This window comes from Porphyromonas gulae, assembly GCF_000765945.1.
Taxonomy (GTDB): domain Bacteria; phylum Bacteroidota; class Bacteroidia; order Bacteroidales; family Porphyromonadaceae; genus Porphyromonas; species Porphyromonas gulae.
Window position 1 is genome coordinate 1 of record NZ_JRAT01000022.1, and the last position, 26,241, is coordinate 26,241.

Sequence of the window (26,241 nt, forward strand, 5' to 3'; positions counted from 1 at the left end):
GGAGAGTAGGACGCCGCCGTTTTTTAAGAAGAAGAGGGGTATTATTTCCCCGAGTCAAGGAGAGAGTCTCTAACATACAGAGACTCTCTCCTTTTTTGATTCCTATTTTTGCCAAGGAAGTATGAAGCAAGAAGGAAGGGAGAAGACAGAAGATCAACTTTTAATATCAAACTCCGGATATATCTGCCTTTTAGGAGTCCTTTTGAATAATAAGTCAGTTTTCCTTACTTTAGCGGGCGAAAAATCATCGGTAAGGGTGTTTTCCTTTCCTCCCAAATGCTTTCTTTAGTCCTTGAATACCGAGGATCGACCGAAATATCTTATTCAAATCACCAAATAATTATAACCAATACAAGTATGAAAAGAAGTAAATTACTGGGTCGTATGGCCGTACTGTCTCTGTGTGCTGCCACCGTCTCGGCTCCTGCAGTGGGGCAAGCCGGTACAGCTCCGATTCAGTCCATTCACGCTTCCGACCGCACATCTGTCCGCGAATCTCAGGATATAGCCGACGAATGGAGTGCTGCCATGCCCCAAACGACATGGAGCAGTCATGCCGATATCAGTTGGTACACAGCAGAGGGTACGGAATTTACCCTCACGACGCCACAGCAATTTGCCGGTTTGGCCAAACTCGTCAATAGCGGCAAATCCATGAAAGGCGTGACCATCAAACTGGGTAATGACGTGGACTTTTCGGCCCATCGCTTCGACGAGGTGATTGGTAAGAATAATGACAATCCCTTTTCCGGCATTTTCGATGGAGCTAATCATACAATATCGGGTGTGATGATCAGTGATCCGGCCTTGGGTTTTATCGGATTCTTCGGACAAACGAATCAGGCTGTTATCCGCAATACGATCATTCGCAATGCTACGGTCGTAGGCTCTGCTCCTGCCGGAGCTCTTGTTTGCAACATCTACAACAAAGGGCTCGTGAGCAACTGCCATGCCTACGACTGTCGAGTGGTTTCCGCCCGATTCGAAACGAGCTTCGGTGGTAGTGGTGCCGGCTCTTTGGTCGGAGGCCTTTTGGATGAGTCGAGGATTGAAAACAGCTCTGCTACTCGTGTGGAAGTCTATAGCCAGGGACAAAGTGGGGCTTTCATTTCACAGGCTTATAACCTCTGCGAGGTGACTAATTGCTTCGTGGCCGATAGCAAGGTGATCGCAGACGTCGGGTTGATCGGTGGATTTGTCGGCGTAAACTTTGCTTTCTTCCCCGGAACCGAGTCTACTTTCTCCAACTGCTATGCTCTCAATGTGGAAGTCGCATCGCTCGACAGTGGTGATCAAGCCGTTCTCGGAGGGTTTGCCGGTCAGGTATCAGCCAACTTCATTGCCAAGCACTGCTACGTGTCAGCCAAAGTAACAGGTGGGAAAAATCCGGGTGCTTTTGTCGGTATGACAGCAGACGAATCCATGAACTGCAAATACGACGGTTGCTTCTACAACAACGAACAAAACCCGGGTATGGTCGGCATAGGGAACGGCGTCGAAATCCCTGCCATCGCAGGTATGCCGGAAGTGGCAATGAAGACGGCCGATATGGCTGCCAAGCTCAATGCAGATCAAAATCCTGCTCCCTGGCTTCAGGCAAACGACGTGAACAACGGTTGGCCGTATCTCAAAGACAACAAACCGGTAGTAACCTCTCTGGCTGCTCCCATGTTCCATGACATCCGTATTTGGGCTGCTGCCGGTCGGATATTCATAGCAGGTGCTCCTGTGGGCACATCTCTTCAGGTGTACGATATGCAAGGGCGTCGGATTTATAATGAGGCTGCTTTTGCCGATCATGATATTGCGGTTTCACCCGGTATATATATCGTACGAGCAGGCGAAAGCATCGCCAAGGTACTCGCTCCCTAACGGTCAAAGCCGATATGATCCAATCGTATCCTGTACGAACGATTTGTTTGTCTCAAGTCATTCGTGCAGGATTCTTTTTTTTCTTCATGGAGCAGGCGGAATAGCCTATGATCTCTCGCCTCGGTCTTATGAACTGAAAAACGCTCCGATCGTGGTGTCAGGGCTATCGCATTTGAAAATTTTTAGTCTCTTCCCTATAGAATTTGAATCTCTGACATATGAAATCATGGTTGTTTTGATAATTGAACGTAGCAATCATGAGGTTTAGATGTACATTAGTGGTTCAAATGCGATTGCCCTGATCGTGGTGTATAGGAGGTCTTGATAATAATCCGATATGATTACCTTTGTAGAAACGAAAAAGTATCAAGATGGAAGTCCGTCCAACGACTCTAATCGATCATATAAATTCCCCGGCTGATCTTCGCGCACTAAAACCTGAACAGCTGCCACAAGTGTGCCGTGAACTGCGCCGCTACATCTTGGAGGTGCTGTCGGTGACCCCCGGTCATCTTGGATCCAGCTTGGGCGCGGTGGATTTTACGGTGGCTTTGCACTATGTATTCGATACGCCCTACGACCGGATCGTATGGGACGTGGGGCATCAGGCCTATAGCCATAAGATCCTGACAGGCCGGCGCGAAGCCTTCCGACAATTGCGCCAATGGGGAGGCGTCAGCGGTTTCCCTTCTCCAAAAGAAAGCGAATACGATACTTTCCCTGCAGGACATGCCTCCAACTCTATCTCTGCAGCACTCGGGATGGCGGTGGCTTCGGCTGTCAAGGAAGAGAAGCGGAAGGTGATAGCCGTCATAGGAGACGGCTCCATGACAGGAGGAATGGCTTTTGAAGGGTTGAATAATGCTTCCTCTTTTCCGAACAATCTGCTGATCATCCTCAATGACAATAATATGTCCATCGACAGGAATGTCGGAGGGCTGAACCGCTATATGGTGGACATTCTCACCAGCAAGACGTACAATACGATTCGCTACGACCTTTATAAGGGCTTGCGAAAAATCAATCTGATCAGCGAGACGAACAGAAAAAACCTCCTGCGCTTCAACAACAGCTTCAAGGCACTGCTGGCACGCGAGAGCAATTTGTTCGAAGGATTCAGCATCCGGTATTTCGGCCCCGTCGATGGCAATAATGTACTCCGTTTGGTGGAAGTACTCAATCAGATCAAGGATATGGCCGGGCCTAAGATCCTGCACCTGCGAACGATCAAAGGTAAGGGCTACTCTCCGGCCGAGAAACAAGCTACGATCTGGCATGCACCGGGCGAATTCGACATCAAATCGGGAGAACGCAAGAAAGTAGAGAGCAACCCCGAGCCACCGAAGTTTCAGGATGTATTCGGCCATACGCTCGTAGAGCTGGCGGACCGGGACGAGCGCATCGTGGGGGTCACTCCGGCCATGCCGACAGGTTGCTCCATGACTTTCCTGATGAAGAAATACCCGAAGCGAGCGTACGACGTGGGAATCGCCGAAGGGCATGCAGTCACGTTCTCGGCCGGTTTGGCTAAGGAGGGTCTGATCCCGTTTTGCAATATATACTCTTCTTTCCTCCAAAGAGGATACGATCAGGTGATTCATGACATAGCCCTGTCCGGTGCGCATGTAGTGCTTTGTCTCGACCGTGCCGGTCTGGTAGGCGAGGACGGTGCCACACACCACGGGGTGTTCGATATGGCTTTCCTCAGATGCGTGCCGGACATAGTAGTGGCTTCTCCGTTGAACGAACACGAACTGCGCAATCTGATGCTGACTGCATACAAGGGCTATAACGGGCCCATGGTGATCCGTTATCCCCGTGGCAAAGGCGTCCTGACGGACTGGCACAACACTCCGCGATTGGTCGAAATAGGGCTAGGACGCTGCCTGACGGAGGGTGAAGCTGTTGCCTTCCTCTCCATAGGCCCGATAGGCAATATGGTGCAGAAGGTAGTGAGGCATTTGGCCGAGAAAGGCGTATCCGCTGCTCATTACGATATGGTATTCCTCAAGCCGCTTGACGAAGATATGCTGCACAGCATCGGGAAGAAGTTCGATACGATCGTTACTATTGAAGACGGTTGCATTCAAGGTGGATTCGGGACAGCCGTCATGGAGTTTATGGCCGATCATGACTACAGCCCCCGTATCAGACGGGTGGGAGTACCCGATCGCTTTATCGAGCAAGGATCTGTGCCCGAACAATATGCTGACTGCGGCATGGATGCAGATTCTTTGTTGCGCCTGACTGAAGAGCTTCTGTTACATTCGTAGAGGGAGGGCGAGGAGGAGACTTCATATGGATCTCACTAATCTTAATGTAGCAAGATGAACATTGTCATAGCCGGTGCCGGCGAGGTGGGTACACATTTGGCAAAGATGCTTTCGCAGGAGGACCAGAACATCATCCTGATCGATCCCAATCCCAAACGTTTGGAAGTGGCTGCTATGCGCACGGAACTGCTGCCTCTTGTGGGCAATCCGCTTTCTCCTTCGGATTTGATTCAGGCCAATGTGAAGTATACCGATCTATTCATCAGCGTAATGCCGGAAGAGGCGGACAACATCTTGGCTTGTGCCCTCGCTTCACGCTTGGGTGCTTCGAAAACATTGGCGCGCATCAACAACAACGAATTCCTGAAACCCGATATGGTACAGTACTTCCGTGATATGGGAGTCCATACGATGGTTTATCCCGAGCTCTTGGCTGCAAGGGAGATCGTATCGACCATCAAAAATCCATGGGCACGCCAATACGTGGAGCTGTTCGATGGAGCCTTGGTGCTTGTGGGGGTGAAGGTTCGTGAAGGTGCATATATCGTAGGGAAATATCTTCGTGAACTGACTCGAAAAGAAGGCAAAATCTTCCATATTGTCGCCATCAAGCGTGACCTCGATACCATTATTCCGAAAGGAAACACGCAGATATTGCACGGTGACATCGTATTCTTTGCAACGGCGCAAAACCAATTGGATGAAATTCGCAAGCTGGCCGGCAAAGACAATCCGCCCGTCCACAAAGTGGTGATCATGGGTGGTAGCCGCATAGCCATCCGATCCATAGAGATGATCCCGCGGAACATACAAGTGGCGATCATCGAGAAAGACAAGGAAAAGAGCATGCGTATCAGTGCCATTGCTCCCACCAACGTGCAGGTCTACAACGGTGATGGTCGAGACTCGGACATCCTTTTGGAAGCCGGTTTGGATCAGGCCGATGTTTTCATTGCTCTGACGGAAAATTCTGAGACGAATGTCCTCGCCTGCTTGGGGGCCAAGCGTTTCGGCGTATTCAAGACCATTGCCAAGGAGGAGAATATAGACTACATTTCGTTAGCTGACCGTCTTGACATCGGTACGCTTATCAACAAAAAACTTTTGGCTGCCGGCTCCATTTTCCGCATATTCCTTGGCGAAGACACGAGTACGGTGAAGTGCCTGACACTCGCCAATGCTGACGTAGCCGAACTCGTAGCGCACCGCGGAGCACCCGTTACCAAACGACCTGTGAAAGACCTGAACATTCCGGAGGGAATAACGTTCGGCGGCATGGTGCGCAATGGTGTTCCACAAATGATCCATGGCGATACAGTGATCGAACCATATGACCATGTCGTCGTATTCTGCTTGAATACACCGTTGAATATTCTGAGAGATTTCTTCGGCTAATCTTCCTCATTGCCAAGTCTGGGCAGTATGTTGCAGCACATCAATTTCAAATTCGTCTTCAAGGTGGTAGGCACTCTATGCCTGTCCGAGATTCTCTTTCTGTTGATTTGTCTGGGCATATCCGTCTACTACAAGGGGAGCGATCTGCTGCCTTTTGTTTACACCATAGGAGTGATGGCTGCGGTAGGTTCCTGTTTTTACCTGCTGGGGTGCCGTGCTCGTATGAACAACGCAAGTCGGCGCGAAGGGATGCTTACTGTCACGCTGACGTGGCTGATCCTATCGCTTGTCGGCATGCTTCCTTTTGTTTTCGGTGGATATACTCCCTCCGTGACGGATGCTTTCTTCGAGACCATGTCCGGCTTCACGACCACAGGAGCCACGATATTCCCCGAGGTAGAGTCTTTGCCCCGAGGCATTCTTTTTTGGCGTAGCATTATGCAGTGGCAGGGCGGTATCGGTATCGTAGTCTTTACGGTAGGGCTGCTCCCAATGCTCGGTGCCGGAAGTGCCGTTTCGCAGATATACAATGCGGAAACTACGGGCATCATCCACGATCGTTTTCTGCCACGCATCCGTCAGGTGGCACGTCGGCTTTGTGGTGTCTATATACTGAGTACTACCGTGCTGATTCTCCTCCTCTGGTTGGGACCGATGGGGCTGTTCGATGCCATTTGCCACGCTTTTACATGCATTTCCACGGGAGGCTACTCCACGCGCAACAGCAGTATCGCGGAGTTTCAATCCTCATACATAGAGTATGTCACCTCGTTTTTCATGTTCTACGGCAGCCTAAGCATCACGCTTCAGTACTTTCTGCTGGTAGGGAAACCCAGGAAACTGATTCGTGATGAGGAAATGCGCACTTTTGTCGTCCTGACCCTTTGTGCCGTTTTGATCACGACACTATGGCTTTTGTATAGGGGGGAATATCCGAGCATGGAGGAAAACTTCCGACATGCTCTCTTTCAAACCTATTCTATCATCAGTACCACCGGTTATACTACGGCCGATTATTTCTCGTGGGGACCTTTCTTCTGGAGTATAGCTATCGTGATGATGATTGTCTGCGGCTGTGCCGGATCGACGACGGGAGGGATCAAAATCAGTCGCCTCGTCGTCCTGATGAAAAACCTGCGCAACGAGTTTAAGAAGCGTACTCACCCCAATCTGATGGTACCCGTACGAATCAATGGGATTATCATCACGGGACCATTGGTCAGTCAGGTACTCGCCTTTGCTTTTCTCTATTTCCTGCTGATTTTCTGCAGCATCATCCTCCTCACGCTTGATGGCATGGACTTTGTCGCTGCAGTCGGTTCGGCCGTATCGGCCATGGGTAACGTGGGTCCCGGATTCGGCGACTACTACGGCAACTTCAGTCAGGCCGGAGACTTCTCCAAGTGGATTCTTTCTTTCCTGATGCTCACCGGACGTCTGGAAGTTTTCACCGTTATTTCCATTCTCCACCCTGCTTTCTGGCGCAGATAGAGCCTTTTCCTCTCAGAACTTCGGGTACCCCTATAGGCTATAGAATGGAGTATGGCATAAGCCTCCATTTCGTTTTCGTATTTCACGAGAGCGGTACAGTCCCGTTCTACGCTTCCCACGCGTCATCCAGAAAGCAAAATAAAGAAAAGGGAAAAGAAAAAAGGCCTCTCAAGCTCTGTAGCTTAAGAGACCTTTTGAAGAGGTTCGTGGCGGACTCGAACCGCCGTAGACGGTTTTGCAGACCGTTGCCTAACCACTCGGCCAACGAACCATGCTGAGGTTTGCGTCTGCAAAGAAAAGGTTTTTATTCGAGATTGGCAATGTTTTTCGAATTTTAATCAGGTTGGTCGCGCCAAAACAGATCCGTTTTTGGGTGGAGAAAGCCGAAATATCTGTCCCACCGTCTCAAAAAGTAGTAAATTTGCGTGGTATGACAGATGCTTTCATCTTTGAAAACAAAAAAGCGGCTTTCCTGACTCTCGGCTGCAAGCTGAACTTCGCAGAGACCTCGACTATCGGAAAAGCTCTCGCTGAGCAGGGCGTACGACCCGTGCGAGAGGGCGAAAAGGCCGATATATGCGTGGTCAATACATGCTCCGTAACGGAGTTGGCCGATAAGAAATGCCGCAATGCCATTCGCAAGTTACATAAAGAGCATCCGGGTGCGTTGATGATCGTCACCGGCTGCTATGCCCAGCTCAAACCGGAGGATATAGCTCGAATAGAGGGAGTGGACATCGTGCTGGGAGCCGATGAAAAGCTCGACCTCGTAAATATCCTCAGCCAAAGACCGATACAAGGCTTTGCCGAGCAGACTATTCTCACGACCCCTACAAAGGATATTCGCAAATTCCAACCCGGCTGTTCGGCGGACGACCGCACACGCCATTTCCTCAAAGTACAGGACGGATGCGACTATCACTGCTCTTACTGTACGATACCCAAAGCTCGCGGACGAAGCCGAAACGGGTCGGTAGAGTCTCTCGTTCGGCAGGCCGAGGCCGTAGCTGCAGAGGGAGGAAAGGAGATCGTACTTACGGGGGTCAATATAGGAGATTTCGGGCGCAGTACGGGGGAGACATTCCTCGACCTCTTGCGTGCTCTGGATCAAGTGGAAGGCATCGAACGATACCGAATCGGTTCTATCGAGCCGAATCTTCTTTCGGATGAGCTTATCGAGTTCTGTGCCTCGGCATGCCGTATCGCTCCGCATTTCCATATGCCGCTTCAGAGCGGATCCGACGATGTACTCAAGCTCATGCGTCGCCGGTACGACACGGCTCTCTTTCGGGAGCGAGTGGAGCATATCCGCAGGGCATTGCCCCATGCCTTCATCGGGATAGACGTCATTGTAGGTACGAGAGGAGAGACGCCCGAATTCTTCGAAGACTGCTACAGCTTCCTACGGGAGAAGATTTCTTTCAGCCGCCTGCACGTTTTCACCTATTCGGAGCGTCCCGGCACCCAAGCTCTGCAAATACCTTATAAGGTAGATGCTCGAGAGAAGCAACGCCGTAGCCGCAGCCTGCTGGATCTGTCCGATCTCCGGCTTGCCGAGTTTTATCGCTCCCAAGAGGGGACGCACCGGCGAGTGCTGTGGGAGGATGTTTGCCACGAGGGACTGATGCAGGGCTTCACGGAGAACTACGTCCGCGTAGCGGCTCCCTATGCTGCAGATTCTGTCGGCAAGGTGGAAGAGGTCGTATTGGGCAAAACCGATGCAAGCGGTGAATATGTGCTGACAGCCGATACCGTATTCCAATGAAAGCGACACCTCCCTTTTCCTATTATTTGCTGTTAGGCCTGACGTATATGCAGGCAGTGCTGCCGCTATGGATGGTGCGGTTGCAGAGCCGTATCCTGGCAGGGCTACTGCACACAGTCGTTCGCTACCGGAGAAAAGTGGTGCGTGACAATCTGACTCGCTGTTTCCCCGAGAAATCTTTACCGGAAATACGCCGCATCGAACGCCGATTCTACTATAATTTCACGTACCAAATCCTGAGTTCTTTCAAACTCCTGACTTATTCAGAGGCACAACTCCGCCGCCACATCTCATTCGAGAATCTTGATGTCCTGATCCGCTTGCGAGCCGAAGGGCACCCGGCCATTCTCCTGATGATGGGGCATTTCGGCAACTGGGAGTATTTTTCCGGCAGTCAGGCCATCATCAAAGATTTGGGCTTGCAGATCTATCAGATCTTTCGCCCGTTGAAAAGCACTTCTTCCGATCTGCTCATGCATCGCATACGGGAGCGATTCGGTTCGCGTGGGATAGCCAAACACGATGTGCCGCGCGAGCTCCTCCGGCTTGTCCGCAATCCTATTCCGACAGAGACTCCGCTGGTTATCTTCATAGCCGACCAAAGTCCGGCCTATGCCGGCTCATACTGGACTACTTTCTTCGACAGAGAAACGGCTTTCTTCAATGGGACGGAGAAGCTTAGCCGCAAGTTCTCTCTGCCCGTAGTCTATATGGATGTGGAGAAAACGGGGCGCGATGCTTTCACCGGCACCATCAAGCTCCTGCACCATCCTCAGGATAACAGTCCCGAAGGCAGTATTACGGAGCAATATGTCCGCCTGATGGAGACCACTATCCGTTGCGATCCGTCGCAATGGCTTTGGAGCCACCGCCGTTGGAAACGTCCCCGACTGCATAATACCCCCCAGTCATGACAACCGCAGTCATCATCCTCAATTGGAACGGGCGTAAGATGCTGGAGGAGTTCCTCCCCTCTCTTATAGCACATACGCCACGACAATCGGCGCGCCTCATCGTAGCTGATAATGGCTCCACGGACGACTCCGTGGAATTTCTCCGTCGCAGGTATCCACAGGTGGAACTGATCCTTTTCCCGGAGAACTACGGCTTTGCCGAAGGCTACAACCGCGCCATCGCACAGACCGAATGCGACTGCGTAGTACTGCTCAATAGTGACGTGGAGGTGACCGAGGGGTGGCTGGATGCTCCGCTTGCATTGCTCCGAGAGCGAAACGATGTTGCCGCCGTCCAGCCCAAAATCCGCGCTCTTCGAGACAAGCACGCGTTCGAGTATGCCGGTGCAGCCGGCGGCTATGTAGACCGCTGGGGCTATCCCTTCTGTCGCGGGCGTATCTTCGACACAGTAGAAACTGATACCGGCCAATATGATGATACGACAGAGGTATTCTGGGCTTCCGGCGCAGCCCTTTTCATCCGCCGACAGGTGTATATGGCGGTAGGAGGGCTGGATCCTCGTTTTTTTGCTCATCAGGAGGAGATAGACCTCTGCTGGCGGCTCCATAGCCGTGGCTGGCGCATAGCCGTAGCACCCGGCTCTACTGTTTTCCATTTGGGAGGAGGCAGCCTCGACATGAAAAATCCGCGCAAAGTGTATCTCAACTTCCGAAACAATCTGCTGATGCTGTACAAGAATTTGCCGGAAACAGCTCTCAAACCCACCATGCGCATCCGCGCTCTGTTGGATTTCCTCTCCGCCATGGTTTTCTTGCTCACCGGCAAATTCCGCCATATGCAGGCCGTTTTTCGTGCACGCCGCGACTTCCGCCGTATGCGACCGGACTTCTCCGCTTCCCGTTCCGAGAATCTTCTCCTCGGCTCCATCCCGGCACCGATGAAGCCCTATTCCATTGTCTTCCAATTCTATATCCGCCGGCGGAAAATATTCTCTCGCCTTCCTTGATCTTCTCCCTCCTGCGCAAAAATTTTCTCATTTATATTTGGTTTATAATATAAACTAATTTATATTTGCATCAGGAGAGGTAAGAAATGCCTCCGCAAGGCATTTTCAAACGGAATACAAACCACTAACAGATAGCGAAACAATGGAAGAGAAACAACTTACACCCCGAGAAAGCGTACAGATGATCGAGAAGATGCTCGAGCAGACGCGCAAACGACTGATCCGCGGAGCAGGCATTCCCAGCCTGATATGGGGATACGTTACCTTTGCCACCAGTCTGCTGATCCTTTTCGTTTACCCTCATATCGGTTACCGGGCCAATTATCTGTGGATGCTGATCCCGATAGTAGGTGGGTGTCTGACCTTTATTCATAGCAGGAAGAAACAGAAGGAAGCACATGCACGCACGCAGATAGACCGATTTATAGACACGACATGGATAATCATCGGGCTGAATGTTACAGCATTGAGCATACTGGCTTATCGCTTCCCGTTGGCTATTCTTCCCCTCGTACTCATTCTCGTAGGAATCGCTACGGCCATCACCGGATTCTCCCACAAGGTAACGCTGCTCAAATACAGCTCCATATTCGGCATACTCATGGGTTATACCCTTCTGGTGGTGCCTATGAGCGGAAAACTGATGGTGCTGATCTTCGGTCTTACCTTCTTCCTGATGCATTGCGTGCCGGGACACTACCTCTGCTACCTCGAACGAAAAATTCTGCACGATGCTTAGACCACTTGACCCGCTGCTCATGTCCGAATTGAGGTTGGCCATCATGTCCGTCCTCATGAGTGTGGAGGAGGCCGACTTCCTCTACCTCAAGGAGGTGACGGGGGCTACTTCGGGCAACATCAGTGTACAACTGGACAAACTGAGCACTGCCGGCTACATCGAAATAGAAAAAGGCTACAACGGCAAACGTCCGCGTACCACCTGCCGAGCCACCGATGCCGGCCGTGAGGCCTTCTCCGCACATTTCGAAGCACTCAAGTCCTACCTGCCGACAAACTCTACTCGCTAATCGAAAAAGAAAAAGAGTTGTCCACATCGGGGATTCGGACAATAGTGAATCCCTCTTAGAACCAATCATTTAAGAAAATGAAGCACTTAATATCGAGGAGCCTGATCAGGCTTCTCCTCACCCTTTGCATCCCTGTATCTCTCACTGCTCAACGACAGATAGCCGGTACTGTCACCGACACCAAAGGCCGACCTATCGTTTTGGCCAATGTCTATCCCATCAACAGCTTCGACGGTATGGCCACCGACAGCCTTGGACGCTTTCGTTTTACGACGACCGGCACTTTCCCGATACGTCTCGTGGCTTCGCACATCAATTATCACTCCGACACGCTCACCATTCGGAAGGGAGATCCGACGGAGAACATCCGCATCCGACTGCGCGAGACCGATGATTACAAGCTCTCCGAAGTCGTCGTCAGCGTCTCCGCTTTCGGAGTGGGAGGCAAGCAGAACAAGACGGTGCTCAATCCCATGGATGTGTACACCAATCCCAGTGGCAACGGAGACCTCTCGATGGCCTTGCGCCAGACACCCGGCTTGCAGGATGTGGGCGACCGTGAGGGATTTTTCGTTCGTGGAGGAGCCTCTTGGGAAACGGCCGTGACGATAGAAGGCGTACGGGTGAAGCGTTTTTTCGGCAAGAACAGGTTCGACACACCTGCCCGATCTCGTTTCGAGACGGGGATGTTCAGTGGCCTTTCGCTCTCCACCGGAGGCTATGGAGCCACGGAAGGCGGCGCACTGAGCGGACTGCTCCAGCTCCGTTTGGCAGGGAAGTCCCCCTCATCCGTTGCGATAGGAATATCCCCGCTTTTTGTAAACGGTGGGGCCGGGCATCTTTCCAAGTCGAATCGTTTCTATATAGAGCAGAACGCCTCAGCGAGCGATGCCGCCTATATCCGTCTGCTGCTCAAACCGGAGTACAAACTGCCCGGTACCAACCGCTCCTATGCCTACAATGCTCGGACGATATGGAACCCGACTCCGCAAGATGAGGTGAAGGGGCTTTTTCTCTTCGTGCACGATCTTTCCTCTTCGGCTCTGCGAATACCGTCCCCTGCAACGGCATATATGCTCTACACGGGACGAAACTCCTATGGATTCGGGATGGTTGTCTGGAGGCATGACTTCCAGGGAGGCAAAACGACATCCACCCTGTCTGCCGGCTATAGCGAAGATCACAATCGGCTGCACCGGCAGCTCGAAATCGAGCCGGACATGGAGAGTACTTTCCGCACTGTAGAACGCGATGCCAATGTCCGCCTTCGCTTCGATTCTCGGATCAAGACATGGAGGCTCTCCTACGGATCCGATTATACATATAGCGCAGCCAAGTCCTCTGTTCGGGAGGAAAAATCATCAGTCTTGCCCACCCTTCGGGAACACCTTGTTGCAGCTTATGCCGAAGCCCTCTTCCCTCTGTCGAATCGGATCTCCGCTACAGCCGGATTGCGTGCCGAGTATTCCGGACTTACCGAGTCGGCCATTGTCCTACCCCGTTTGTCAGCCACCTACAAGCTCTCCGGTTCGAGCCGGATCACTTTGGATGCAGGAGGCTATGCCGCCCCCGGCGACTACTACCTCACCCATGGCATTGTACCGCAAAAGCGCGAACACTCCCGGCAGTACAATCTGACTTATGAGTGGCGACCCTCACGTACACAAGTATTACGCCTCCAAGCCTATGACAAAGCATACTCCAGACTGACCACGTTCGCACCCGATGGCACGGCCTCCAACCTCGGCAAGGGATATGCACGGGGGCTGGACTTCTTCTGGAAAGCATCCGGACTGATCAGAGCCTTCGAGCAGTGGTTCTCCTATTCCTATACCGATGCACGCAGGCAGCATCTCTTTTCGCCCGATCAGGAGCGACCGGGTTTCGTGGCCAAGCACACCTTGTCCACCGTGCTGAAGTATTGGTGCGCTCCTATCAGCTCACTATTCAATGTGTCGATCTCCTGGCGTTCCGGCATGACTTACCACGATCCCAACGTATCCTCCCCGGCTTATCTGAACGCATCGCTACCGGCCAATTTCAGCATGAGTGCCTCGTACAATTACCCGTTCAAGTACAAGAAGGCTACCGGAGTACTCGTGTTCAGCGTGCACAATCTGTTCAACTCGGATCCCACCTACGGCTATCGCTTCGGGGACAAACCTATCGGAGGCGTATATCCATCGGTGAGAATCTCTACCCCTTACCGACAGTTTTATATGGTAGGTCTGTTCATCAACTTTGGAATAGACCGCCGGCAAGAAATCATGAACACCGATATAAAAATCAAGTCAAGATGAAAACTTTCAAAAGAATCGCCCTGCTCCTCGTTGTCGGCTTCGCAGGGCTGTGCACCACATTCGCACAAGGAATGGCCTATGCCGAAGTAATGAGTCGCAAGGTGGCTACTCTGGACAGTGTGCCACCGACGGAATATGCCACGCTGGCTGCGGACTTTTCGCGGATAGCAGCCGTGGAAGGCTCCGACTGGATGGCTGCTTATTATGCCGCCTACTGCCGGATACTCCCGGCCTTCGGCAATCCCTCCGAGGCCGATAGGCTATGCGAGGAAGCCGAATCTATGCTCGACAAAGCCGAATCGCTCGGAGGAGACTTGTCGGAAATAGCCTGCCTGCGCAGCATGGCTGCCTCGGCGCGTCTTTTGGTCAATCCGCAAGAACGCTGGCAGACTTATGGCGTGGAGAGCAGCCGACAGCTGGCTGCGGCACTTGAAGCCAATCCCACCAATCCGCGTGCCTACTTCCTGCAAGCCCAAAGCCTGCTGTACACTCCCGCACAGTTCGGAGGGGGCAAGGACAAGGCTCTTCCCCTTGCCGAGAAGAGTGTGGCTTGCTATGCAGCGGCCACCGTGTCGCCCTCCTATGCTCCGCACTGGGGAGAGCAGCAAGCACGCCAACTCCTGATGCTTTGCAAGGGGGAATCCCAAGAGTGAGTGTGCAGCCATCGGTCTCCTGATCGAGACCCTCTGTAACCTGCGATTTCGGAAACACGAACCGAAAACGCTCCGATTATGGCGCGTGTTTTCTGAGAAAATGGCGCGAGATTTTTTTCGCTTTGGCGCGTAAATTTTTCAGCTCCCGAACCAAAACGAAAAAGTTCTCGCGCCATGTTTTTACGAACAGCAAACACGAATTTTTCGGCGCGTAAACGATCCGTGGTGGACGAGCATGCAAAACGCAGCGGACAGAAAAGGATTGCGCCGCTTCGGCAAATAATGCTAACTTTGCACTCACAACCGAGACTCACAATGGGGCTGACCGGCTTTGACAGCGTGATGAAGCGGTATGTAAGCATGTAGTGCGTGGGTGGCTTGCACTATAATCTCAGACATCAAAAGTTTAATTGGCGAAAATAACTACGCTCTCGCTGCGTAATCGAAGAATAGTAGATTAGACGCTTCATCGCAGCCAAAGTGGCAGCGACGAGACATCGCCCGAGCAGCTCTTGTCCCGAAGCAGCTCGATAGTGCGGTGCTAACAAATCGGGAACCGCCACAGGATGGCTTCCTGCCTGTGGTCAGATCCAACGGGAGATAAGGATCGGGCACTGGGTCGTTTCAGCCTCCGCTCGCTCACGAAAATTCCAAGTGAAACTAAACATGTAGAAAGCATATTGATTCCATGTTTGGACGAGGGTTCAATTCCCTCCAGCTCCACCATCCTATCGGGTACAGACAGGCTGCGCGCTTATCTGTACCCGATCGCTTTTTAGTGACTGCCGGCGTGTAGCCGATTCTGTCGGATTTGTTATATTTTTGAGGAAACGAAAAATCAGATTTATGCTCCGTAAAACTCTTTCCACGCCTTATGATATAGTCCCCCGATCGGCATTTTCGGCCGATGTGCTCCGTCTGGAAGCTGCCGCCATCGAGGCAGCCCGATCGGCATATGCGCCTTATAGTCGCTTTTCGGTGGGGGCGGCTGTTTTGCTCGACAATGGGGAGATCCTCTCCGGCAGCAATCAGGAGAATGCGGCCTATCCGTCCGGCCTATGTGCCGAGCGTACGGTGCTTTTCTATGCCGGAGCCAGGTATCCGGAGGCAGCCGTGAGGGAGATGGTGCTCGTGGCTTTTTCCGCTTCGGGACGTGTGCCCCTGATCACGCCCTGTGGGGCTTGCCGTCAGGTGATGCTGGAGGTTTGTAGCCGCCATCGTCCTTTCCCGATCCTGATGGTCGGGGAAGAGGAGGCTGTCAGGGTGCCGGATGTGCGTCTGTTGCTGCCCTTTTCTTTCGACGGTAGCGACTTGGAACGATAGTCTCCGTCCTCCGTTTTTATAAGTGCCGCAGACGGATGGCCGGCTGTTCCGCACTATCGGTGGGCAGAGTGATCGTGAGCTTGCGCTCTTCGTTCGGGAGCAAATCGAAAGCATTGTCGGAGAATCGCGCTCCGAGTGCATCCGTCTCCACAAACAGATCCTTCACCAAATAGGGCGACCGCACCGTCAGTTCCCAAGTCCTCAGGCCTGTCCGGCGAAGCTCTTGCGTGATGGGAGGAGCCGCAGGAAGGAGCAGATCCTTGGGCGAATGATGATAATACAGCGTGGAGGCCCAGACTTCGCCGTATGCTTCTCCCACATCCTCCACAAGCGACAGGCGAAGCAGGCTCGTTCGCTGCAATTCTTGTGGCAGCCATTGTTCGATCCGGAATGGCAGGACGGTGGGGTGTTCGTTGTCTACTTCGATATTCCTCACCCAGAAAGTCGGATAGCGTTTCCCCTCGAAGCTGATCGGCTCGATGCGCAGTGCCATCCGATCCTCTCCTTTGGCTTCGGGAGCATCCGATACGATGCTGATCGTGCGCCGTTCGGCATCAGGAACGATAATAACAGGCTCGAAAGCTCTGCGTACCTGATAGTGTAGCGGTTTCCAGTTCCCGTAGTAGTCTATGCCGGACCATGAGATGGCCGGCCATGCGTCGTTGAGTTGCCAGTAGAGACTACCCATGCAGTAGGGTTTGGCCGCTCGTTGGGCTTCCAATCCGATGCGCATACCTTGTCCCTGCATGATGAGTGATTTGAATACGAAATCATCGAAGTCTTTCGGCTCGGGATAGTCGCGCCGCATATATTCGAGTATGATTTCGTTGCCCACGCTGCTCTTCTGTCTGGCTTTCATGACCGGGGAGTCGAGCTGCATGTCTTCCGCCCATGCAAAGCTATCGAGCGTTTTTCTTTCGGGGAAACTTTCAAATCCGAACTCGCTCATGAAACGCGGTATCCTCTCTCGCAGGATACCGAATGGTTCGCGTCCGTACCACACTCCCCAGTAGTGGCTGTCGCCCAAAGCCAAGGTGGCGGGGCGTCCCCAGTTGGCCGTGTCGGGGGATGTCTCGATATAGGCGCGTGTGGGATCCAATGCTGCCACACGCTCCGGCAGGAGTCTGCAAAACAGCTGGTCGTAGTTGGTGAGAAACTGCTGATAGGTGGATGGGTCGAAGCGTTTCTGCCAACCCCAGTATTTGAGGCCTTCTCGTATTTCATTGTTGCCGCACCAGAGAGCCAGAGAGGGGTGTTCGCGCAAGCGGCGGATGTTGTAGTCGGCTTCTTCTCTCACATTCCGAAGGAATTCCTCGTCGCCGGGATAGGGCGTGCAAGCAAAAGCGAAATCCTGCCAAATGAGGATCCCATTTGCATCGGCCAACTCATAGAAACGTTCGTCCTCGTATATACCGCCTCCCCATACGCGCAGCATATTCATATTCGCTTCCGAGACGGAGCGGAAAAGCTCCTGCCAATACTCCTCCGTGCGTGCGGACAGCATCATGGTGCCGGGGATATAGTTGGCTCCCTTCATGTATAGAGGCTTGCCGTTGATACGGAAGAAGAAGCTGCGCCCGTGGGTATCCTCTTCACGGACAAACTCCACGGTTCGGAATCCTATTTGGGTTCGGTAGGTCTGCCACGTGGTGCCGTCTTTGTCCTGAAGACGGGCAACGAGTGTGTACATCAGGGGCAGGCCTATCCCATTGGGCATCCACCGATCGGGGGATGATACGGTGAAAGAGGTGCCACAGGTGGGCTGTCCATAGCTTGCCGTCAGCTCTTCGCTGTGTACTTGCCGCCCATTCGGGCTGTACAGCTCCACGACCAAACGGACAGAAAGATCTTTTTGCTCGTTCCAAGAGAGGGGGAAGAGGCAGTTTACCTGAGCATCTTCTGTCAGCGTGTAGGTGATCTCCGGCTTCGATGCGAAGGCTACCGCCCCTTCGAAACGTATGCCGACAGGTCGCCAAATGCCTGTGGTTACGAGTCGAGGCCCCCAGTCCCAGCCATAGTGGTAGGGTGCTTTTCGGGTGTATACGCTTAGCTTTTCGCTGCGATGATCATTGTCTGCAGGGTAGTCGAAGCCATCGCGCTGTCTCAGAGGGCGTACTTCTTTCATGGGGGAGCGGAAGCGGATCAGCAGTTCGTTTCCGCTTTGTCGCAGCAGACCGGTTATATCCGCTTCCCTGCCGACGAACATATTGTGGCTCTCCATTATCTTTTTCCCATTGAGGAGTACGGTGGCGTAGGTGTCCAGCCCTTCTGCCATGAAGATGGCCCGTGGGCTTCGGAGCTGCTGTTCCGTGATGGAGAAGAGCAGCCGATAGTCCCAGTCGTGCTCTTCCGGCCACTGTGCCTCTTCCTCCTGAAGTCTGTAGTTGGGATCGGGTAGCAAACCGTGACGGATAAGGTCGTACTGCACGACTCCGGGCACTGTGGCCGGCAGCCATGCCGTGCTATCGTGGCGGCTGAATTCCCAGCCCTTGTCGAGACGGAGTGTATCGGACGAAACGGTATGTGCCGCTTGGGTTTGGATGGTCATGGCTATCGGGATCAGCCACAGGAGCAAAGTTCGGAGGGTGTTCTTGCTAATCATATCGGAAAGGGAAAGAATAGGAGGAGGGAGGATTATTCGTTTTCCGGCAGTTCCTCCGCTTCAGGACGGAACGATGCCGGTACATTCTTTTTGGGCGAAAGGCCGAGACTGCGCATCTTTTCGATGCGCCCGATGATGTTGCTGCGGCCCTCGACCAATTGACCGCGGGCTTTGGCAAGTGTGGCAACAGTGTTTTGGGCTTGTTCCTCGGCACGAATGAGTGTCTCGGCGAAGGTGCAGAACTTATCGTACAACCCGTTGGCTTGCTCTACGATTCGCTGCACATTTTTCACTTGCCGGTCGCGCTGCCATAGATCCAGAGCCATCCGCAAAGCTGCGATCAGGTTGGTCGGATTCATGAGCAGTACGCGTTTGTTGTAGGCCTGATCCCATAAGGTGGGTTTTTCTCGCAGAGCCAGCGTATAAGCCGGTTCGTTCGGGATGAAGAGCATCACAAATTCAGGAGCTTTGTCGCAATAGTCCTGATAGCTTTTGCTTGCCAGCTCATCTATATGCCGGCTGATGCTGGCGATGTGCTCTCCCAGCAGCCGTTTGCGCTCGGCTTCGTCCTCGGAGGCGACGAAGGAGGCATAGGCCGTAAGGGACACCTTGCTGTCGATGATCACCTCCTGACCGTTCGGGTAGCGGACGATCACGTCGGGACGCATCCGTCTGCCCGTCTCATCGTGGAGAAGGGTACGCCCTTCATCATCGGTCAGCGTCTCTTGGATGAAGAACTCTTCTCCTTCGGTCAAACCGCTGCGGCGGAGGAGGTTTTCGAGGATCATTTCGCCCCAGTCGCCCTGTACTTTGGAGTCGCCTTTGAGTGCACGGGTCAGGTTGTTGGCATCATCGCTGAGCCGGCTGTTCTGCTCGATGAGCTTTTGTAGCTCTTTGGCCAGAGAGAAACGCTCGCGGGCTTCTTCATTATAGCTCTTTTCGACTTTTTCTTCGAATAGCTTGATGCGTTCGCTCAGCGGTTTGAGTATTTCACCGATGCGCTCTTCGTTCATCCCGGATAGCTTCCGCGTCTTGTCTTCGAGTATCTCCGATGCCGTGGCTTTGAAGAGGGCTTGCATCTCTTCGGATATTTGTCCGGAGCGTTTCCTTTCGCGCTCCAATTCGGAAGTGGTAGCTTGCAAGCGTGTCTCCAGTTCGGCACGGATACGGATGGCTTCTTTCTGCTCCTCTTGCAGGTCTGCCAGCTTCTCAGTGGCCGCCTCCAGTTGTGCTGTCAGCCTGTTTGTCTCCATGTTGTACTTGCGATGGAAGAGCCATACGATGAGTCCGGCAGCTATTGCGACGATGACGATTAGCCAATACAGTTCCATTTCGCCCATAAATTTTACTGTTTTACGAACGAAGGTAATCAATACGTATATAAATCTTCAGCGGAATCCTTGCCCGTTTCTATAGTGTCGGCTGCATTCTTGTTTGCAAGTCCGGACAACGGTGGTCTCACCGTTTTTACTCGCAACGGGAAATAACCGCGAATTTTTAGCTTGCAGTTGAGAGCGTTCGCAGCCCTTTTGCGTTTTCTTCGACCGCATGCCCATGAGCCTTTCTGTAAGGGCCGAATTGCCACAGGCAAGTATGAATTCATTATATTTGCACGTAATCATCGGCATACTGTCACAAACATAAAACGCCCATGTTGTCTTCCCGCACATTTCGCTACCTGCTCAATCTGATTCTGCTCCTTGGCGGTATCATATTGGTGACGGGATTTGCCCGTGCCAATAAGGCGAGCTCGGAATCCACGCAAGTAGCCAAGGCTGATACAGCCTCACAAACATTCCCTGATGAAGTCACCCGTTTCTATCCGATGGCAGCCGGTATCCTCCAAGAGGACAGTACCCGCACCATTGTCATGGATGCCAAAGCACGCCAGTTGGGTTACTTGCTCTACACCTCGCCCTATACAGACTACGTGGAAGGGTACAACGGGCCTACTCCCGTAGCCATCGCCTTTGGTGCGGATGACCGCATCCTCGGCACGATGCTGCTCGAACATGACGAGACGCCGAGCTTTGCTCGCAGAGTGGAGAAGGCTGGGTTATATGAAAGTTGGAATGGCAAGACCGCCGAGGAGGCATTGGCCGAGGATGTCGATGCCGTATCGGGAGCCACCTATACGTCCGAAGCCGTTATCACTTGTGTGCAGAAACGCTTGGAGATATATATCGGTCAAAAAAAAAACAAAAAAGCTGACGTTTGGGGGATCGTCCGCACAGGAGGAACCATCGCCGTCATTCTGATGGCTTTAGGTTGCTTCTTCTTTCCGTCAAAGGCCAAACCTTTTCGTCTCTATCTCCTTGCACTTAGTGTAGTATTCCTCGGTTTTCTTAAAGGGACGTTCCTCTCTTTGGAGAGTACTTACCATTGGTTGAGCACCGGATTTCCCTTTGCGACGCAGTGGTTGCTCATCGGGCTGTTTGCCTTGGCCGTATTGCTGCCCCTGATTACGAACAAACCGTTTTATTGTCGCTGGGTATGTCCTTTCGGTGCAGCACAGGAATTGATGGGGAAGCTATCCCGACGCAAACTGCATATACCGCCACAGTGGATAAAGGCACTCACCTCCATAAGACGCTATTTGCTCCTGATCGTCGTCGTGCTATTGATCTTCAACGTTGCCGGTGATCTCTCCAAGTGGGAGCCATTCGCCGCTTTTTCTTTTCGTTCGGCATCGGTATGGGTGCTTGTCTTGGCGGGGCTGATGCTCTTGGCTTCTGTCTTCGTTCAGCAGCCGTGGTGCCGTTTCTTTTGCCCAACGGGACAACTGCTCGAAAGCGTCAGAAAATGCTCGCCTCGCAATTTGCGACACAGCCCCCCAAAGAACTAACGGATTTTTTCCTTTCCCTCTTCCCTTTCTTTCAACTGAACAAATCGATCTATTCAAATGACAGATTCTTTCGATAACGAACAACCGGATATAGAGTCTTCTGTGCCCGATCTGCTTCCCGAAGCCGGCAGTCGCCTGCCGGCCGATCATCCTGCCATGGCTACACACCATCTCGGGGGCATGTATCGAAACTGGTACCTCGACTATGCTTCTTACGTAATTCTGGAACGTGCAGTGCCTCATATAGAGGATGGACTCAAGCCCGTACAACGCCGTATCCTCTACACCATGCACCATTGGTTCGACAATGGTCGTATGAACAAGGTGGCGAAGGTGACGGGGCAGACTATGGCGCTACACCCACATGGCGATGCTTCTATCAACGATGCCCTCGTCCAACTGGGACAAAAAGGCTATCTGATCGACACACAGGGGAACTGGGGTAATATCCTCACGGGGGACGAGGCGGCAGCCGGTCGTTATATCGAGGCCAAACTCTCGGCTTTGGCTCAGGAGACTCTTTTCAATGATAAGATTACCCGATGGAAGCGTTCTTACGATGGCAGCGAGGACGAGCCGGTGGCGTTGCCCGTTAAGTTTCCGCTTCTCTTGGCACAGGGGACGGAAGGCATTGCCGTGGGTTTGAATTCCAAGATATTGCCGCACAATCTCGGTGAACTGCTCATGGCTTGTATTGCGCACCTGAGGGGTGAGTCTTTCGAACTTTATCCCGATTTCCCTACCGGTGGTATGATGGATGCCAGCCGGTACAATGACGGCCGGCGTGGGGGACAGATCAAGAGCAGGGCTAAGATTCGCAAACTGGACAATCGTACTCTCAGCATTACCGAACTGCCTTGTGGCAAGACGACGTCTTCCCTGATCGAATCTATTCTGAAAGCCAATGAAAAGGGCAAGATCAAGATCAAACGAATAGATGATATGACGGCTGCCGAAGCCGATATACGTATTCATCTGGCTGCGGGTGTATCTTCGGACAAAACCATCGATGCACTCTATGCCTTTACCGACTGTGAGGTAAGCCAGTCGCCCAATGCTTGCGTCATCATGGACGACAAGCCGGTATTCTTGGGTGTGACCGATTTGCTGCGTTATAGTGCAGAGCGAACGCGAGAGCTGCTGAAGCAGGAACTGATGATCCGTTTGGAAGAGAAGCGAGAACAGTATTTGGCAGCTTCGCTCGAGAGAATTTTCATAGAAGAGCGTATCTACAAAGATCGGGAGTTCGAAGAGGCGGAGAGCGAACAGGATGCTCTCATGCACGTAGAGACGAGGTTGGAGCCTTTCGCCCATCGTTTTATTCGTCCGATTACCTACGATGATCTGAAAAAACTGCTGGAAATACGCATGGCGCGGATCCTCCGCTTCAATTTGCCCAAGCACGAAGCCATGATGCTTCAGCTCGAAAAGGATATTGCCGAACTGGAAAAGAATATCCGTGAGATTACTGCTTATACCATCCGTTGGTTCGAGTATCTGCACGAGCACTATGCTTCCCGTTTTCCGCGAAGGACACAACTTATCGGATTCGGCACCATTCAGGCCACGAAAGTGGCAGAAGCCAATGCCAAGCTCTATATCAACCGCGAAGAAGGGTTCATCGGTATGGGGCTCAAGGGCGATGAATTCGTGTGCAACTGTTCCGACCTCGACGATGCCATCATCTTTTTCCGCGATGGTACGTACCTCATTACGAAGGTTGAGGAAAAGAAATTTATCGGCAACCGTGAGGTGATCTATATCGACCGGTTCGAACGAAACGACAAACGCACCATCTACAACGTCATTTATCGCGACGGCAAGTCCGCTCCATTCTATATCAAACGTTTCAGCGTCACCGGTGTTACGCGCGACAAGGAGTACAACCTTACGCAGGAAACGGCCGGTAGTCGGGTGATGTATTTCACTGCCAATAAAAACGGCGAGGCAGAGACCGTGAGGATCATCCTCAAACCGAAAGCCCGCCAGCGGGTACTCTCTTTCGAGAAAGACTTTAGCGATGTCGCTATCAAGGGGCGGAGTAGCAAGGGCAATCTACTGACCAAAGCAGAGGTACACAAGATCCTCTTCAAACAGCAGGGTGCTTCCACCCTCGGAGGGCGCAAAGTTTGGTTCGATCGGGACGTGATGCGACTGAACTACGACGAGCAGGGCGAGTATCTCGGCGAATTCCAAGCCAATGATTCGGTGCTGGTAATCTTGGATAATGGGGACTGCTATACTACATCCATAGCGGAAAACAACCACTTCGACCCCAATATGATCAGAATAGAGAAGTACCGTCCCGAAAAAGTTTGGACAGCCATCTATCACAACAGAGATGCCGGCTTCCCTTATCTGAAGCGTTTCAAGATAGAAAACGGCAGTCGGGATAATATGTTGGGAGGAGAAGCTGAGGGCAATAGCCTGCTTTTGCTCTCGGATACGCGCTACCCGCGTTTTGCTCTTACTTTCGCCGGAATAGATGCCACTCGTCCGGAGCTGATCGTAGAGGGAGAAGACTTCGTCGCTGTCAAGGGCATACATGCTAAAGGCAAGCGACTGACTACCTATAAGCTCGATGGAGCGAAAGAATTGTCTCCTGTTCGTGATGAAGAACCGGATGAGGAAACAACTGATCCGGAAGAGAGCTTCGCCGAGGTTGCACCCGAAGCCGTTGCTTCCGATGAAGATATAAGAGACGAACTCTTGGGTATCCAGCGATTGCAATTCGACGACGATGAAAACGAATAGGAGATACGCACTTGTTTTGCTGCTTCTGCTACTCGCAGGAGTGTCGGCATGGGGGCAGGATTCTTCCCACGGTAGCAATACCGCATTTGTAGCTGATTCTTCGTGCAGAGAGTTGCCCACGGAGCAGTTTGCCTACCGCATTCATTCTGCTTATATGGTCGGTGGTGGCGGAAGTATAACGCGCGACACCTATTTGTCGCCCCTTCGTTATGGAGGATGGACGCTGAATTTATTGGGAGAGAAGACACTCCCTCTCAGAATGTCCGATTCCCGTTGGATGATCCGTACCGGACATGAGTTGGATTTTGCTCTGATGGACAATCCTGCCAATAATGCTCATTTCTATTCCCTGCTGTATAACGGTTCCGCTGCGGCTCTTTACCGCCTCGGTGCCAAGCATTTGCGAGCCGCGTGGATGGACAATCTGCGCTTGGCATTCGGCCCGGGCTTGGAAGTCGGGCTTGGAGGAATTTATAGTACGCGCAACGGCAATAATCCTGCGACATTGAAGCTCTACACCAATGCCATCGCCCAAGCCTCGATAGGATACTATGTTCCCTCCGATGCTTTCCCCCTGTATTTTCGGTTGCTTTCCCAGATCAATCTCTTCGGTATAGCCTATGGAAATGGTTTTGGCGAGAGCTATTACGAGAATTTTATGCTCGATAACGGCATTGCAGGCTCCCTGCATTTCACTTATCCGGGCAGGTTTACTCGGTTTACGACACTCATAACGGCGGATATTCCCGTTCGGAACTTCTGTACGCTTCGTGTCGGTTATCGCTATTCCCATTTGGGTTCTTCGCTTAACGCATTGGATACTCGCATCCACAGTCATACGGCTTTTGTCGGTTTCGTCACGGAGTTTTACCGATTCCGTGGGCGCAAAGCCATGAATACCGGTCGGAGAACCAGTCTTTATTATCATGATTAGAACGACGATGAAGAGATTGCTCGCTATCCTCCTGTCTGCATTGGCTTTCAGCTCATGCTCCACGAAGGAAGATTTTACCTTCGATCCCTATCGGAATTACGATGCTCTGTGGGAAATCTTGGATCGGGGATATTGTTTTTTCGATCTCAAACTGCCCGAGGACTCTACGTGGCGCGATATGTATCACAAGCATTATAGGGATTTGCGTCCCCAAATGAGCCGTGACTCCCTCTTCCTCGTCATGACGCAGCTCCTCTCCGAACTGAAAGACGGCCACGTCAATCTGAGCAGTTCGTTCGACTACGGGCATTATTGGAAATGGTACGAAGATTATCCTCTGAATCTGAGTCTCGACCTGAGACGCAAGTATCTGGGACACGATTACCGTATCGCCGGCGGACTCAAGTACCGCAGACTTACGTACAACGGTCATGCTCCCGACAGTATCGGCTACATCGTCTACGAAAGCTTTGGGAAACCTATTTCCAATAGCAATATAAGCGGTATGCTTTCGCGGCTGACCGAGTGTAAGGCTCTGATCATCGACATTCGTGGCAATGGAGGGGGACAGCTTACTTATGCAGACGAATTTGCCCGTCACTTCACCAAGAAAAAGATGCTCACCGGCTATATCCGCCACAAGACCGGCCCGGCACACGATGCCTTTTCCGATCCTCTCCCCCTTTATTTGGACACGCTTTCTTCCGGAGTCGTATGGATGCGCCCCGTAGTACTACTGACGAATCGGGAAGTATTCAGCTCCGCCAATGATTTTGTCCTGAAGATGAGGCCCCTGCCTTTCGTCACCGTAATGGGCGACAAGACCGGCGGTGGTGCCGGATTGCCCATCTCATCGGAGATCCCTTGTGGTTGGGGGGTTCGTTACTCAGCCGGCAGGATGACCGATCCGAGTGGTGCGGATGTGGAGTTCGGGATAGAACCGCACTATTACGTCTCCCTCTTGGATAGCGACCTGGCCAATAGCCATGATACCCTCATCGAAGAAGCTGTACGATATATCAAAAGAAAAATAGCCGAGTACAATCAGAGCGGCCAATGGATCAAGTAGACCGGCAGCCGTATGC

General features: G+C 52.3%; 20 protein-coding genes, 1 tRNA gene and 1 other RNA gene. 18 read left to right on the forward strand and 4 right to left on the reverse strand.

What is annotated here, in order from left to right; genetic code table 11:
* The first annotated feature begins 357 nt into the window (after nt 1-357).
* The 4 genes from HQ49_RS08080 (at nt 358) to HQ49_RS08095 (ending at nt 7,031) form a co-directional block, all read left to right on the forward strand.
* Nucleotides 358-1,872: a T9SS type A sorting domain-containing protein gene (locus HQ49_RS08080; RefSeq protein ID WP_039419431.1), complete on the forward strand. Its 1,515-nt coding sequence runs from the start codon at nt 358-360 to the stop codon at nt 1,870-1,872.
* Between the two features lie 371 nt (nt 1,873-2,243).
* Nucleotides 2,244-4,145: a 1-deoxy-D-xylulose-5-phosphate synthase gene (gene dxs / locus HQ49_RS08085; protein WP_039419432.1), complete on the forward strand. Its 1,902-nt coding sequence runs from the start codon at nt 2,244-2,246 to the stop codon at nt 4,143-4,145.
* A gap of 54 nt (nt 4,146-4,199) precedes the next feature.
* The gene (gene trkA, locus HQ49_RS08090) at nt 4,200-5,540 is read left to right on the forward strand and encodes a Trk system potassium transporter TrkA (protein ID WP_039419434.1); all 1,341 of its coding nucleotides are present in this window, start codon (nt 4,200-4,202) and stop codon (nt 5,538-5,540) included.
* A 27-nt stretch (nt 5,541-5,567) separates the two neighbouring features.
* Nucleotides 5,568-7,031 carry a TrkH family potassium uptake protein gene (locus tag HQ49_RS08095; protein ID WP_039419435.1) on the forward strand — a complete coding sequence of 488 codons (1,464 nt, stop codon included), beginning with the start codon at nt 5,568-5,570 and terminating at the stop codon, nt 7,029-7,031.
* A gap of 200 nt (nt 7,032-7,231) precedes the next feature.
* Here HQ49_RS08095 and HQ49_RS08100 read toward each other — a convergent pair.
* A tRNA-Cys gene (locus tag HQ49_RS08100) sits at nt 7,232-7,302 on the reverse strand.
* A 159-nt stretch (nt 7,303-7,461) separates the two neighbouring features.
* Between HQ49_RS08100 and mtaB the strand changes: the two genes are divergently transcribed.
* The 7 genes from mtaB to husA all read left to right on the forward strand — a co-directional run bounded on the left by mtaB (nt 7,462) and on the right by husA (nt 14,698).
* Nucleotides 7,462-8,796, forward strand: coding sequence for a tRNA (N(6)-L-threonylcarbamoyladenosine(37)-C(2))-methylthiotransferase MtaB (mtaB, locus tag HQ49_RS08105; protein ID WP_018965118.1), 1,335 nt, complete (start codon nt 7,462-7,464; stop codon nt 8,794-8,796).
* Entirely contained in the window at nt 8,793-9,710 is a 918-nt protein-coding gene (locus HQ49_RS08110) for a lysophospholipid acyltransferase family protein (protein WP_046200967.1), read from the forward strand. Before mtaB ends, HQ49_RS08110 begins: the two co-directional genes overlap by 4 nt.
* Nucleotides 9,707-10,717, forward strand: a complete 1,011-nt coding sequence (locus HQ49_RS08115) for a glycosyltransferase family 2 protein (RefSeq protein ID WP_018965120.1) — start codon at nt 9,707-9,709, stop codon at nt 10,715-10,717. The genes HQ49_RS08110 and HQ49_RS08115 overlap by 4 nt, the downstream gene beginning before the upstream one ends.
* Nucleotides 10,718-10,859: 142 nt before the next feature.
* Complete coding sequence (locus HQ49_RS08120; RefSeq protein ID WP_018965121.1) at nt 10,860-11,456, forward strand: hypothetical protein; 597 nt, start codon at nt 10,860-10,862, stop codon at nt 11,454-11,456.
* Nucleotides 11,449-11,745, forward strand: coding sequence for a winged helix-turn-helix domain-containing protein (locus tag HQ49_RS08125; RefSeq protein ID WP_026292201.1), 297 nt, complete (start codon nt 11,449-11,451; stop codon nt 11,743-11,745). Before HQ49_RS08120 ends, HQ49_RS08125 begins: the two co-directional genes overlap by 8 nt.
* A gap of 77 nt (nt 11,746-11,822) precedes the next feature.
* Nucleotides 11,823-14,045: a TonB-dependent receptor gene (locus HQ49_RS08130; protein ID WP_039419437.1), complete on the forward strand. Its 2,223-nt coding sequence runs from the start codon at nt 11,823-11,825 to the stop codon at nt 14,043-14,045.
* Nucleotides 14,042-14,698, forward strand: a complete 657-nt coding sequence (gene husA, locus HQ49_RS08135) for a hemophore-like protein HusA (RefSeq protein WP_039419438.1) — start codon at nt 14,042-14,044, stop codon at nt 14,696-14,698. Before HQ49_RS08130 ends, husA begins: the two co-directional genes overlap by 4 nt.
* Before the next feature lie 76 nt (nt 14,699-14,774).
* On the opposite strand, the gene HQ49_RS12755 is transcribed toward husA, so the two are convergent.
* Nucleotides 14,775-14,852, reverse strand: a complete 78-nt coding sequence (locus HQ49_RS12755) for a DUF1661 domain-containing protein (RefSeq protein ID WP_394331908.1) — start codon at nt 14,850-14,852, stop codon at nt 14,775-14,777.
* Between HQ49_RS12755 and HQ49_RS12235 the strand changes: the two genes are divergently transcribed.
* From HQ49_RS12235 to cdd, 3 genes are all read left to right on the forward strand, one after another.
* Nucleotides 14,821-14,913, forward strand: a complete 93-nt coding sequence (locus HQ49_RS12235; RefSeq protein WP_230587988.1) for a DUF1661 domain-containing protein — start codon at nt 14,821-14,823, stop codon at nt 14,911-14,913. The genes HQ49_RS12755 and HQ49_RS12235 overlap by 32 nt on opposite strands.
* A gap of 102 nt (nt 14,914-15,015) precedes the next feature.
* Nucleotides 15,016-15,424, forward strand: a transfer-messenger RNA (tmRNA) gene (gene ssrA / locus HQ49_RS10865).
* Between the two features lie 120 nt (nt 15,425-15,544).
* Nucleotides 15,545-16,021 carry a cytidine deaminase gene (cdd, locus tag HQ49_RS08140; protein ID WP_018965125.1) on the forward strand — a complete coding sequence of 159 codons (477 nt, stop codon included), beginning with the start codon at nt 15,545-15,547 and terminating at the stop codon, nt 16,019-16,021.
* Nucleotides 16,022-16,037: 16 nt separating this feature from the next.
* Here cdd and HQ49_RS08145 read toward each other — a convergent pair whose 3' ends face one another.
* Nucleotides 16,038-18,623: a beta-mannosidase gene (locus HQ49_RS08145; protein WP_052073468.1), complete on the reverse strand. Its 2,586-nt coding sequence runs from the start codon at nt 18,621-18,623 to the stop codon at nt 16,038-16,040.
* A gap of 32 nt (nt 18,624-18,655) precedes the next feature.
* Nucleotides 18,656-19,954 (reverse strand): DNA recombination protein RmuC, encoded by a 1,299-nt coding sequence (gene rmuC / locus HQ49_RS08150; RefSeq protein WP_039419505.1) that lies wholly within the window; start codon nt 19,952-19,954, stop codon nt 18,656-18,658.
* Between the two features lie 320 nt (nt 19,955-20,274).
* On the opposite strand from rmuC, the gene HQ49_RS08155 reads away from it, so the two are divergent.
* From HQ49_RS08155 to HQ49_RS08170, 4 genes are read left to right on the forward strand one after another with little or no spacing between them, the layout of a single operon-like run.
* Nucleotides 20,275-21,468 (forward strand): FMN-binding protein, encoded by a 1,194-nt coding sequence (locus HQ49_RS08155; RefSeq protein ID WP_039419439.1) that lies wholly within the window; start codon nt 20,275-20,277, stop codon nt 21,466-21,468.
* 57 nt (nt 21,469-21,525) lie between these two features.
* On the forward strand, nt 21,526-24,222 hold the full coding sequence (locus HQ49_RS08160) for a DNA gyrase/topoisomerase IV subunit A (protein WP_039419440.1): 2,697 nt from the start codon (nt 21,526-21,528) through the stop codon (nt 24,220-24,222).
* Complete coding sequence (locus HQ49_RS08165) at nt 24,209-25,156, forward strand: DUF3316 domain-containing protein (protein ID WP_039419441.1); 948 nt, start codon at nt 24,209-24,211, stop codon at nt 25,154-25,156. The genes HQ49_RS08160 and HQ49_RS08165 overlap by 14 nt, the downstream gene beginning before the upstream one ends.
* Nucleotides 25,149-26,225, forward strand: coding sequence for a S41 family peptidase (locus HQ49_RS08170; RefSeq protein ID WP_052073469.1), 1,077 nt, complete (start codon nt 25,149-25,151; stop codon nt 26,223-26,225). Before HQ49_RS08165 ends, HQ49_RS08170 begins: the two co-directional genes overlap by 8 nt.
* The last annotated feature ends 16 nt before the right edge of the window (nt 26,226-26,241 follow it).